The organism is Saccharospirillum alexandrii, assembly GCF_004000275.1.
Lineage (GTDB): Bacteria > Pseudomonadota > Gammaproteobacteria > Pseudomonadales > Natronospirillaceae > Saccharospirillum > Saccharospirillum alexandrii.
Window position 1 is genome coordinate 319,404 of the sequence record NZ_RCIP01000002.1, and the last position, 12,481, is coordinate 331,884.

Annotated in this window: 12 protein-coding genes; 6 read left to right on the forward strand and 6 right to left on the reverse strand. The window is 58.8% G+C overall.

Features of this window, described 5'->3' with window-relative positions:
• Positions 1-7: 7 nt before the first annotated feature.
• From EP166_RS09265 to EP166_RS09280, 4 genes are all read right to left on the reverse strand, one after another.
• A complete protein-coding gene (locus EP166_RS09265; RefSeq protein ID WP_127556538.1) occupies positions 8-1,072 on the reverse strand; it encodes a FecCD family ABC transporter permease in 1,065 nt (354 codons plus the stop codon).
• Between the two features lies 1 nt (position 1,073).
• Positions 1,074-2,123, reverse strand: coding sequence for a FecCD family ABC transporter permease (locus EP166_RS09270; protein WP_246026261.1), 1,050 nt, complete (start codon positions 2,121-2,123; stop codon positions 1,074-1,076).
• Positions 2,120-2,977, reverse strand: coding sequence for an ABC transporter ATP-binding protein (locus tag EP166_RS09275; protein ID WP_127556539.1), 858 nt, complete (start codon positions 2,975-2,977; stop codon positions 2,120-2,122). The genes EP166_RS09270 and EP166_RS09275 overlap by 4 nt, the downstream gene beginning before the upstream one ends.
• 400 nt (positions 2,978-3,377) lie before the next feature.
• Positions 3,378-3,653 carry a hypothetical protein gene (locus tag EP166_RS09280; protein ID WP_164743885.1) on the reverse strand — a complete coding sequence of 92 codons (276 nt, stop codon included), beginning with the start codon at positions 3,651-3,653 and terminating at the stop codon, positions 3,378-3,380.
• Positions 3,654-3,664: 11 nt separating this feature from the next.
• Between EP166_RS09280 and EP166_RS21240 the strand changes: the two genes are divergently transcribed.
• Entirely contained in the window at positions 3,665-4,060 is a 396-nt protein-coding gene (locus EP166_RS21240; RefSeq protein WP_127556540.1) for an energy transducer TonB, read from the forward strand.
• A 177-nt stretch (positions 4,061-4,237) separates the two neighbouring features.
• On the opposite strand, the gene EP166_RS09290 is transcribed toward EP166_RS21240, so the two are convergent.
• On the reverse strand, positions 4,238-5,374 hold the full coding sequence (locus EP166_RS09290) for an HmuY family protein (protein ID WP_127556541.1): 1,137 nt from the start codon (positions 5,372-5,374) through the stop codon (positions 4,238-4,240).
• 246 nt (positions 5,375-5,620) lie between these two features.
• Complete coding sequence (locus tag EP166_RS09295) at positions 5,621-7,582, reverse strand: TonB-dependent receptor plug domain-containing protein (protein WP_127556542.1); 1,962 nt, start codon at positions 7,580-7,582, stop codon at positions 5,621-5,623.
• A gap of 219 nt (positions 7,583-7,801) precedes the next feature.
• Here EP166_RS09295 and EP166_RS09300 point away from each other — a divergent pair, with 219 nt between their 5' ends.
• The 5 genes from EP166_RS09300 to EP166_RS09320 are packed head-to-tail and all read left to right on the forward strand — an operon-like array spanning position 7,802 to position 12,219.
• Complete coding sequence (locus EP166_RS09300; protein ID WP_127556543.1) at positions 7,802-8,824, forward strand: hemin-degrading factor; 1,023 nt, start codon at positions 7,802-7,804, stop codon at positions 8,822-8,824.
• Complete coding sequence (locus EP166_RS09305; RefSeq protein ID WP_127556544.1) at positions 8,821-9,663, forward strand: heme/hemin ABC transporter substrate-binding protein; 843 nt, start codon at positions 8,821-8,823, stop codon at positions 9,661-9,663. The genes EP166_RS09300 and EP166_RS09305 overlap by 4 nt, the downstream gene beginning before the upstream one ends.
• Entirely contained in the window at positions 9,660-10,706 is a 1,047-nt protein-coding gene (locus EP166_RS09310; protein ID WP_127556545.1) for a FecCD family ABC transporter permease, read from the forward strand. Before EP166_RS09305 ends, EP166_RS09310 begins: the two co-directional genes overlap by 4 nt.
• On the forward strand, positions 10,699-11,532 hold the full coding sequence (locus tag EP166_RS09315) for a heme ABC transporter ATP-binding protein (protein ID WP_127556546.1): 834 nt from the start codon (positions 10,699-10,701) through the stop codon (positions 11,530-11,532). Before EP166_RS09310 ends, EP166_RS09315 begins: the two co-directional genes overlap by 8 nt.
• A gap of 15 nt (positions 11,533-11,547) precedes the next feature.
• Positions 11,548-12,219, forward strand: coding sequence for an SAM-dependent methyltransferase (locus EP166_RS09320; RefSeq protein ID WP_127556547.1), 672 nt, complete (start codon positions 11,548-11,550; stop codon positions 12,217-12,219).
• Positions 12,220-12,481: the final 262 nt, after the last annotated feature.

Genomic DNA, 12,481 nt, shown 5'->3' on the forward strand with positions numbered 1-12,481 from the left:
AGGCACATCACAATGCACTCTTCGCCTGGGTTCTCTGCAACAGGTAAATGAACACCGGTACCCCGATAATGGCGGTGACCAGACCCGCCGGAATCTGAATCGGCGCAAACAAGGCACGCCCCAGAAGATCCGCCAGGGTCACCACAAAGGCACCAATCAACGCCGTCAGTAAAAGATGCAATCCAACACCGCTGCGTGCCAGTCGCCGTGCCATATGAGGTGCGATCAGCCCGACAAAACCCAATGGCCCAACCGCCGCCGTGGCAATGGCCGCCAGACCGACCGCAACGCTGATCAGCGCATAACGAATAACACTGGCACGCACGCCCAGACCCACAGCCGTGCTCTCACCCATTTGCAGAGCCGACATCGAGCGGCTGAGAATCAGCAATGGCGGCATCAACACCGCGCACCAGACCGCCACCATACGTACTTCGCTCCAGCCGGCGGCGTTGATGCTGCCGCTCAGCCAGGCCAGGGCCGACATGGCCCGGTCGATCTGGCCATAGGTCATCAGCGCCGAGGTGATGGCGCTGATAAACGCCGCCACGCCAATCCCCATCAAAATAAACCGAATGGAGCTGCCACCGCGCCGGTTCCAGCTCAGCCCCTGAATCAACGCCGCGACGACCAGGGAGCCGGCAAACGCCACCCAGGGTCGCAGCGCGGAACTCTGATCGGGCCAGATGACAGTCAGCGCGACCACGGCCAGTCCGGCCCCCTGGGAGATGCCCACCAGCGACGGGTCCGCCAGGCCATTGCGGGTCACGTTCTGCAGCGCCGCGCCTGAGAGCGCCAGCATGGTGCCGACGAAGGCAGCGACCAGAGTGCGCGGAAAGCGAAATTCCCAGACCACCGTCGTCATTTGCCTGGAAACCTCATCGCCCAGCAAGGTAGCGAACACTTGCGCCAGCGACATGTCGTAGCTGCCGATGGTAAGACTAACCGCAATCAGGGAGCCCAGGGCCAGCGTCAGCACCAGCGCCAACACCAGAGCCCTGACCGGTAGCCTTAGCGACAACCGCTCGCCCGGCAGCCGCATTACCCAGAAGTGAGATAAACGCGTCGTCATATCAGGATGCCCGTTGCCGAACCAGATGGATAAACAGCGGCGCACCCACCATGGCGGTCATGATGCCGGTGGCAATCTCCTGGGGCCGCAACGCTAGCCGGGCAATAATGTCGACCCCGAGCAAGTAAGCTGCGCCAACCAGGGCCGAGTACGGGACGATCCACCGATAATCCGACCCTATAAAGAGACGCACCACATGGGGAATCACCAGGCCGACAAACCCCAGCGGACCGGCCAGTGCGACCGAGCAAGCGGTCAGCACCACCACACACAACAATACCTGCACCTTAAGCCAGCCAGTGCGCACGCCCAGTCCGCGGGCCACATCATCGCCCATGGCCAGCACCGTCACCTTGCGCGACAACACCATGGCCAACCCAAGTGCCAGGCACAACCAGGGCGCGGCCACCGACAACACATCCACCCGGCGGCCTGACAGCGAACCGGCCAGCCAGACCCGCAACTGCTCGAAGGTTTCCTGATTGAGCAAGTGCGCAACCGAGATCAGCGCGCCCAGAAAAGCGGTGATCGCCGCCCCGGCCAGTGTCAGTGTTAACGGCGTGGCACCACCGGGCGCCCACTGGGCAATCAGCCAGACCACAACAGCCGTCACCATGGCACCGAACGCGGCAACCCAGGGTAACCAGACCGTGGGCACGGTCTGAAAAACCCCGATGGCCATCACAACGGCGAACGAGGCCCCGGCCATCAGCCCCAGAATGCCCGGCTCCGCCAGCGGATTGCGCGTAACCCCCTGCATCAGCGCACCCGCCACACTGAGCGCCGCGCCGACCAACACCGCAATAATGGCGCGGGGCAGTCGCAAATCGCGAATGATCATGTGGTCGAACAGGGTGGGATCGTATTGGACAAGGGCATTTAACACCGTCGACAACGGCAGCGATTTGGCCCCAACAGCTATGTGCCAGCCGAACATCACGGCCAGCACACCGACCATAACCGGCAACCCGGCACTGTATGCCAGCCAGGCCCCGGAGGCACTGTCTGCGGTCGATGACGACATGGCGTTATGGCTCGCCTGGGTGGTCATGCGATGCGAACGCCAACCTCAACGTGCTGAGCCGGCTCCGGCGCAGACGTCGGCACGCAGATCAGACGCTTGGAGTGCGGGTCCCGAATGACGTGGGCATCCAGATCAAACACCGCTTTTAAATTGGCACTGGTAAAAACGTCCGACGGCGCGCCCCATTGCATAATGGCACCGTCGCGCAGCATGACCAGCGTATCCGCATAGGCGGCGGCCAGGTTCAGTTCGTGCAACACCACCACCAGCGTACGACCCATCTGGTGGGCCAACTGCACCAGCAGCTCCATCAAATCGACCTGAACTTTCAGATCCAGAAAGGTCGTGGGCTCATCGAGCAACACCAGATCGGTTTGCTGCGCCAACACCATCGCAATCCAGCAACGCTGACGCTGACCGCCTGACAACCCATCGACCGGACGGTCGGCAAAGTCGATCACCTTAGCGACCGTCATGGCGTCGTTGACGGCGCGCTCATCCTCGCTCGACCACTGCCGCAGCAGCGACTGATGCGGAAAACGGCCCTGAGCCACCAATTCACGCACCGTCAGCCCTTCGGGCGCCACGGGGCCCTGCGGCAACAAACCCAGCTTTTTCGCGACTTCCCGGGTCTTGCTGCGGTGAATGTCCTGACCATCGAGCAGGACCTGCCCTTCCGTCGGCGTCAGAATCCGCGCCAGCGCTTTCAACAGAGTGGACTTTCCGCTGCCATTAGGCCCGACCAGAATCGTCACCTGGCCATCCGGCACCTGAAAATCGACATCGTTGAGAATAGGGGCAGCGTCATAACCCACCGTCAGAGACTCACCCTGCAATCGGCTGGAAGAATGAATGGACCTGGAGGAGATTGATTCAGACATGGGAAGCGGACTCCGTTAGCAACGAGTCTCACAATGTTATTGGGAATCACTTTTATTTGCAATCTCGTCAGCTATAATAGCTGACTGTTTTTAGTCCGGTTCAGCTCAGCAATGTCACCAACCGACACTCTCAATCAACGTCAGTCTGGCCCTGTCACTTCAAGCCAAAGTCGGCAAACCGGCCTGGCAATCGGCGTCTCACTGGTGAGCCACCTGGCACTGGCGATTGCTATCGCCCAAACACAGAACCCGGTCACCTTACCCGCGAGTCTGTCACCGCCACCTCCCCTGGCATTGCAGCTATCGCAAGCAACCGAGCCTGTTTCAGAACAGACGGCACCCTTGATCCTGAACGACAGCCAACGGGTCATTGCCAGCTCCGGCAACTCAACCCATTCCGTCACGCTTCCCGAGCCTGAGCCAGCACCAGAACCTGCACCCGAGCCCGAGCCCGAGCCAATTCCAGATCCCGAACCTGAACCTGAACCTGAACAATTTTCAGAATCCGCGCCAGAACCTGAACCAGCTCCAGAACCCGAGCCCGCACCAACACCAACGCCAACGTCGACGCCAACACCAGAGCCTGAGCCAATTCCAGAACCTGAACCAGCGCCCGAACCGAAGCCCGAGCCAGAACAAGAACCCGAGCCCGAGCCCGTACAAGTCGCCAACTCAACCAGCTCGCCATTGCCGGCCATCAGCGAACCTACGAACACTGCAAACACCGCCGGCCTGGCCACAGCACCCGGTGACGCTTCCGCCGCCAGCCAACAACAGGCAGAACTTAGAGAACAACTCTACGATACCTACCTCGCCGCCTTAATGCAGGAACTGCGACGTAGCTTCGACTACCCACGAAGCGCCCTGCGCCGTCGACAGGAGGGCCGCGTGCAAGTTGCATTACGCATAGAAACCGACGGCAGCATCGCTGGCATCACACTGGATTCAAGCTCCGGCTACAACCTGCTGGACGAATCGGCCATAGCCATGATCGAGCGAATATCCGGCCTGCCAGCCTTGCCTGAGGAAGCGGGTAACCGGGGGCTTGCCGTGTCTGTGCCGATTGATTTTAAATTGAATTAAGTCAGTAGTTAGAGGGCACAACCTAAAGCCCTTATTCGAACCCATCATCAAGCCTGCCATTGGCAACATTCCGGGTACTCTCTTAGAGAAAAAACAAAGAGTGACATCGGTGCATTGAGAAACTGCAGACATTAAAAAGCCGGGCATACGCCCGGCTTCTTTAAGTCGCTCACTATCTCAGTCCAATGCACGGTACCGTATGGTAATATGACGGCCTTCATCAGCTTCGTTATAGTAATTCACTACCTGCACCAACGTCACTTCATCGGTATCGGTTTCCTTAACCGCGTAAACTCTGAAGTTGGGGTAAATACCATGCCCACCCAGTAGTCTATAAGCATACCAGTCATTGTAGTCGCTGCCGAACTCTCCACTAGGATTGTAAAACATGTTTTCTGTGGCTTCGGCGTCTGCAACGAAATCGTCTTCCTCAAGAGTAGTGACATCGATTGCATCAATATCAGCCTGTTCCATTGCATAAAGTTCATTCGAAGGATCGCTGTCGTCAGCAATAAATACCCCGCCTTCTTGGCTTCCACTGTAGCCACCATTAACCAGGATCATCATGCTATGCCCAATACTGGCATATTGAACATCCCAGGTATCGGAGCCGCAATCAACCACAGAGGCGCTGTCGAAATCGAAGCAATTTTCGCCGTCCTCGTCTCGTGCCCATGTAACTGCAGTACTGGAGAATTCAGCGTCATCGCTGCCTTTTACATAGAAATCGGCTTCTACAGTGACTGCATGGATGCCTGGAGTGGAGTCATAGTTAACCGTAGTGAAATTAACTTTGGCGTAGCTGTCGCCCTCTGCAGAGCGAATCAACCACCAGGCATCAGAGTTGGCAGAAAAAGACATCGGTGGCACAAATTCGTAAAATTCAACACCATCACGACCCACAACCGCATCAATGCTGTCCTGAGTGAACTCCAGGTCATCCACACTATAGCTGGCTAGTAAATGCTCCAGTTCCGAGCCGGCAGTCGCATTTGTCCAAACGTTAACGTTTGGCTCTCCAGCATCAAAAAAATCTATCTGGGGAGCAGCTAATGCCAGTTCAGTGCGTGCCGCATTACTTCGAATACTGGTGGACTGGAATGCCAAATCCCAATCGTCGCCCGCCGACACCTCTGAGTCAGCCGAGAAATCTACGTATGCCCACTTCGAATTAGCATCAACCTGAATTGACTTGAAGTTATCATTTTGTGAAGAGTCACCTCCGGCACCAGGATCATCCTTCTCTTCAACATTACAACCACTCAATAATACGGTGGATGCTGCCATTGTAACTAGCCAACTATTAACCTTCATAAAAAATCTCCTTGAAAAAAATTACTTAATTCAGGGTTACGGGGATTGCTTCTCAACTTACTACACATCTTTAGGTCTAAAATGCTTGGCCGGCAACAAACCAAGTACGGGCTGCCGGGTAGACCTCTCCGGGGGAGTCCGCGGGAGGGATCCTGCGGTCTAGGCCCCATGGACGGGTTCATGCCGACCCCGGAGAGGTCTACCCGGTGGTCCGCACGACCTCATGGCACCAAAACAACCCCATCCCTAAAACGGATGCCGGTAACGAATGCCCAGCGCATATTGGCGGCCGCCAATAGGCAGGCCATCGGCGGTGCCATTGCTGGGGGAAATTTCGTTGGTGAGGTTGTTAATCGCTGAGGTCAGCGTCCAGGCAGGTGTTAACTGATAACTCAGTGAAAGGTCCACCAGGGTGTATGGGTCAACGGATAAAGTTTCATCTTCCCCATAAAATTGCGGGCCGGTATGGGCGATTTGGGTACGCAGTGTTAGCGGTCGTTGTTCGCCCAACGCCCATTCATGCGTCAGCCCAAAGGTGTACTCCGGTCGCTGGGCCAGCCGGTCGCCGGTCGCCAGAGCGACTGCATGCAGCCACTGTGCATGAGCAGACACTTGATGCGCACCCAACTGGTGCTCAGCCGAAAGGTTCACGCCGTACACTTCCGCCCGGTCGATGTTCTGATACTGGTAAACCGTCACCCCGGGTTCATCACTCTCGGTTTCGGCGGTGACGATCAATTGCTCAATGTCCCGGTAGAACAGCTCCACTGACACCGGATCGATCACCCACTCAAGCTGAGCGGCGACTGACGTCTCCGGCTCAAGCTCCGGATTGCCGGTCACGCGGTAACCGTGCAACTGACTGTGATCGAACTGGTAATAGCGCTCTTTCAAATCCGGCACCCGGTAGCCAAGCCCCAAACTCGCTCGCAGATAACTGTTTGTTGTTACATCGAAACGGCTCGCCAGATTCGGCGCCCAGTGCACACCGTAGGCTTCATCCCAGTGGCCGCGCAGACCGCCAACGAGTTCGAGCCGGTCGGTCGCAAACCAGCTGTCCTGTGCAAACAGCTCCAGACTTTGCTGATCGACCGGCGCAATTTCATCTTCGCTGGGCGCGTTCAAGTCCGCTTTCTCCTGCGCCAATGCCGCCGCGCTGACTTTGCCGCCGAGCACAGCCTCGTGCATGCCCTGAGACAGATTCCAGCGGCCCTCCAAAGCCGTGTTCCACAGCGCGTATTCGCGGCGCAGATCCATGCCCTCGCTGCCCAGCTTATCCTGCTCGGAAACACCCCAGCCGAGCCCTGCGGAAGCGATAACATCGAGCCGTTCGCTCGTCGCCTGGTACTGGGCAGACACCCGCTGCTCGGTTACCGAGTTACGGTTTGGGTTACCGGTCACGGCATGGGCACCGGGTTTGGTCAGATCCGACCCGCTCCAGTTCAGACCCAGGCGATGGTCTCGCTGCGCAAAAACATCAAATCGCTGCGCCAGCGACCAGCCAATTCCGTTAGGCAGATCTTCCGCCCAGGTTTCGGGCGCTTTATCCAGACCGGCATCCTGCGTTAGCGACCAGGTAGTGGCCGAATAGCCACCCGGAATGGGTGCGGCGACGCGCCCGGACCAGTCGATCTGAGTGGGCACCCGCTCGGTCTCCGCTTCGTACTGGCGTGCATTGACGCCGATCTCGAATTCCGGGCCCTGTGGCTCCCGGCTGATCAGGTTAATAACCCCGCCCATAGCCGCGCTGCCATAGAGCGCCGACGCATTGGCCGACACCACTTCAATGCGTTCAATGTCGGCCAGACGCAGCGACCGGGTATCAATGGTTGACTCGTTCACCTGATTCAGCGGCACACCGTCGCGCATGATCAGAACGTGCTTTTCAGACAAGCCGTTTAGCATCACCGACGCGCCGGTCTGACCGTGGGTTTGTTTCAGCTGCAAACCGGGAAGATCAGCCAACAGCTCTTCGAGCGTGACCGCCTGGGTTGACTCCAGCGTCGCCCGGTCGATCACCCGCACCGCCACCGGACTGTCTTCGGCCGTCACCTCCGACAAGGTTCCTGTAACAACCAAAGGCTGCAGCGCTACCGACTCGGCCAATGCCAGTGCGGGTACCAGCGCACTTACCAGGCCAACCGACAGACTGAGGGTTAAAGCGTTTAGACAAAGGATGGTTCGGGGGGTGTTGACAACGACTGACACGCTCGCTTGCCCTCTTTGGTTAGTGGCAGTCCGAGGCACCAGGGTGCCCGAACTATTAATACTTGATTGTTATTTGCATTTAGCAATCATTCCTATTTAATATAGAGGCAAGCGCCAATGCGCGTCAATCGCAAATGAGATTAAATATCAAATAAACCAAAGACCGCCGTGTCCGCATAAGGGACAACGCGGTCCTGACACCACAACAAGGACATCGCCATGACTGAATCCGCCCTCGCCCGCGCCTGGCTGCAACTGAAACAGGAACAACCTTCACTGCGCATTCGCAACGCCGCCGAAACGCTCGGGGTTTCCGAACTGGAACTGCTATTGGCCCAGCCGGGTGCTCAGACCGTGCCGCTGCAACCTACTGGTCGCGAACTGGCCGCGCACTTGCCTGATCTCGGCCGGGTAATGGCCCTGGTTCGCAACGACAACGCCGTGCATGAAACAACCGGGCGCTTTGCCGATCTTCAGGGAGGCGGCATGATGGGATTGTTCCTGGGGGAACAGGATCAGCGGCTGTTTTTCAGGCACTGGCGCTATACCTTGGCCGTTGTAGAAGGCGAGCGTCACAGCCTTCAGGTGTTTGACGAGAGCGGCACGGCCATCATCAAACTCTACCGCCTGGTAGACACCCAGATCGCCAACTGGGAAAACCTGGTCGCACAGCGCAGTGAAAACCCTATTACCCCGGATTTCGCTGCGGCACCCACCTACGAACGCAGCTCACTGGCTGGCTCGGCTGAGGCCATGATGGAAGACTGGCGCGCCCTGACCGATGTGCACCAGTTTAATAACCTGCTCAAACACCACGGTGTCGACCGGCTGAGCGCTTTTGAAGCTGCCGACGATGATCTGGCGCTTCAGGTTGATACCAGCCTGATCGAAACCGCTCTCTATGCCTGCCAGCTGCGCCAGATTCCGCTGATGACGTTTGTCAGCAACCGCGGCGCGGTGCAGATTCATACTCGGGTACCGGGCACGCTGCGCCGCACCGGCCCCTGGTTCAACATTCTGGATCCGGATTTTAACCTGCACCTGAACACCGAAGGCCTGGCCAGCGCCTGGATCAGCCGCCGCCCCACCGTCGACGGCTGGGTGCATTCACTGGAAGGCTTTGATGAGCAGGGGCGCTCCGTGGTGCAGTTCTTCGGGCAACGGGCCGAGGGCCGCCACGAGCGTGAAGACTGGCGTGCCCTGATGGACGAACTGGTCAGCAAAGCGGTGGTGGCGGCATGACCCTGGCAACAACAACCGCACGCCTGCTTGTGGCAACGCTGATATCGACTGTCGGATTCGCCAGTCTGGCCAGTGCCGATCGCCTGGTTAGCATCGACGGATCCCTGACTGAAATCATCTATGCACTCGGCGCCGATGCCGATCTGGTCGGTGTCGATACCACCAGTACCTACCCGCCTGCCGCAACCGAACTCCCGGATGTGGGTTACATGCGGGCGCTGTCTGCTGAAGGCATTCTGTCGCTGGCACCGGACCGCGTGATCACGACCGCCGATGCGGGCCCGGCCGATGCACTGTCACAACTTCAGGCCGCCGGTATCGACATCAACATTCTCGACAACACACCGACACTGGCCGGACTGGTCTCAAAAATACAGGCCACCGCAGCGGCTTTGGACCAGCGCGAAGCAGGGAATGAGCTGGCTAACCGGGTGGCAGCCGAGGTTGAGCAGGCCCAACGGTCAATCGCCGAACAACTGGGGCCCTTGAACGTCATGTTCGTCATGGACGGCGGCTCGCGCGGGTTTCAGGTAGCCGGTCGTAACACGCTGGCGGGCGGTGTGCTGGACGTGGCGGGTTTCAATAATGCGTTCGCCGATATTCAGGGCTACAAACCCCTGACGCCCGAAGCGGCCATCAATGCCAATCCGGACGTCATTCTGGTGTTTCACAGCCAGAAAAGCCTGGATGAGCTGGCGGCCAACCCGGCACTCAGCCTGACCCAGGCCGTTCAAAGTGGTCAGCTATACAGTGTCGACGACCTGGATCTGCTCACCTTCGGCCCCAGGCTCGGCACGGCCTTGCAGGCTTTACTGAACCGCATGACGGACCGCACATGACCACCCGGCTTTTTACCGCGCTGATCGGTTTGCTATTGGCCGTTGCGCTTATGACGGCCCTGGCCTTCGGGCCAGTGCCGGTCAGCTTGCGAGAACTCGGCATCTGGTCGATGCACTGGAGCCCGATGACACTGCCGGAACTGCCCCGGCACATTGCCATCGTGCTGGGCGACATCAGGCTGCCCAGAGTCATGATGGGGTTGATGATTGGGGCATCGCTCGCCATGGCTGGTGCGGCGATTCAGGGGTTGTTTCGCAACCCCCTGGCCGACCCGGGGTTGATTGGAGTTTCCAACGGAGCGGCCCTGGCTGCATTGGCCGTGATTGTATTGGGTAACTCCATTCTGGCCGGCTTCATGGCAACCTTTGGTTTTCTGGCCTTACCGTTTGCTGCTTTCTTAGGGGCCCTACTGGTCACCTGGGTGATCTACAGCATTGCCAAACTGACCCCGGGCGGTAGCCAGGTCACGACTCTGATTCTGGCCGGCGTAGCCATCACCGCTTTCAGCGGTGCGGTATCCGGCCTACTGACCTACCTGGCAGACGACGCCGAACTGCGCTCCTTCACCTTCTGGAGCATGGGCAGCCTGGCCTCGGTCACCTGGCGGGACCTGGCCATCGCCGCCCCCTGGATGAGCATATCCCTGATCGGTTTCCCGCTGATGGCAGGCGCCCTGAACGTAATGCTGATGGGCGAATCCGTCGCCGACCACCTCGGCATCAACCCGGACCGCATTCGGCGCCGTGTATTTGTGCTCACGGCTCTGGCCGTTGGCGCGGGTGTTTCGGTGGCCGGCATGATCGGTTTTGTCGGTTTGGTCGTGCCCCACCTGGTGCGCCTGGCCCTCGGGCCGGACCATCGGGCGCTGATTCCGCTCAGCGGTCTGGTCGGAGCCGCCTTGCTCGTCTGGGCCGACATTCTGGCCCGCTTGCTGGTAGCCCCGGCGGAACTGCCGATTGGCATTATCACCGCCCTGCTCGGTGGCCCGTTCTTTTTGTATTTGCTGATGCGACAAACCACAGAAGGCATTCAACATGATTAACGTTGCCCAACTCAGCCTGTCCAAAGGCGGACGTCGCCTGCTGGACTCGATTTCCTTTCAGTTAACACCCGGCGAAGTGGTCGCGGTGATCGGCGCCAATGGCGCTGGTAAGTCGTCATTGTTGAAAGTCGTCAGTGGCGAATGGGGCCTGCAAGAGGGAGAGCTGAGTTACGATGGCGAGCCAGTGCAAGCCATTTGCAAACAGGACCTGGCCAAACGCCGGGCCGTGATGCCTCAGGCCAGCCCAATGAGTTTCCCGTTCAAAGCCTGGGAGGTGGTGGCTTTGGGGCGCACACCCTTCGGGCTGAACCGACCGGCACGAGAACGCAAAACCGCACTGGAACGACTCGAACTGACCGGCACCGCGCATCTGGCCGAGCGCCACTACACAGCGCTGTCCGGCGGCGAAAAGCAGCGGGTGCAACTGGCGCGGGTGCTTAATCAGTTGCTCTCCTCACAGGCAAAACATCGTTATTTATTCCTCGATGAATGCACCGCCAGCCTCGACCCGTCACACCAGCATCAGGTGTTCCAGCGGGTGCGAGCGCTGACCAGTGAAGGCATCGGTGTACTGGCCATCGTCCACGACATCCACCTCGCGGCCCAATACGCCGACCGGGTGCTGATTCTAAAAGAGGGTGCCCTGCTTGAAGCCGGGGCAGTCAGAGATTGCCTGACTCCTCAAGCCATGGTTGAGGCGTTTGCGCTGCACACGCATCGCCTGTCTCACCCGGAGGCCGAATGGCCCTTGCTGGTCGCCCGGAAGAATCCTCTGGTCGCGCCACAACCAGTCCCGTTCAAAAGCGCAGACGTCGCCGCCGGTTGACGCTACCATAGCGCCATGAAAACCCGACTCGGAAAACGACTGACCGCTTTGTTTGATGCCATTCCACCCGGTTATGACGAGGTGTGGGATCTGTGTTGCGACCATGGCCGTCTGGGCCTGGCGTTGCTGGAAAGCCAGCGAGCGGACCAGGTTCATTTCGTGGATCAGATCGATTCGATTATGACCGACCTGCAAGGCCGTTTGGATCGTTACGGTGCGACCGGCTACCAACTGCATACCCTGCCAGCGGAGCAGTTGGTACTCACACCCGGCGCCCGTCCTTTACTGGTGCTGGCCGGCGTTGGCGATGAAGTCACTCAGGCGATTATTGGTGCTGTTACAAAACACAATCCAGAAACACAACCCGACTGGCTGATTTCACCGGCGAATAATCTCTTTCAGGTTCGACGCTACCTGCAACAACAGGAATTCGGCTTATTGAGCGAAGGCGTGGTTTTTGAAAACGGGCGCGGCTATGAATGGTTGAGGGTGAGTCAGGACCGGCGCCGGGCACCCAACCCTGTTCCCAACCCGGCCGGCTTTTGGGATGCGCAACAGCCCGAGCATCGCTCACATTTGCAGAAGTTGGTCAGGCACGCCCGCAAGCAACTGAACAATCCGAACGAAGCGGATGCCCAGTTGATGCTAACGCTTTACGAGCCGCTGCTAACCCCGGCCCGGCACTGACATCGGCCTGGTGCCAGGTTCTATTCGACGAACCTAGGGAGCCTCTGAACAACTCCCCCTGGGCTCTGGCTTATCCGAGGGACGTTGCCGCGAGGCGGACTTATGCAGGAATGTCTAGACCTTTCAAATGAGTCCAACGAAGTGGCAGCGTTCCTCGGAAAGCCCCGGAGGGCGCGGCTAAAACGTCCTGCCCCTGCGTTGCACTTCTTGACAAGGGCTACGGCCATTGCGCTGCGAAGTGCGCCTTGTGGCAGAACCTTTT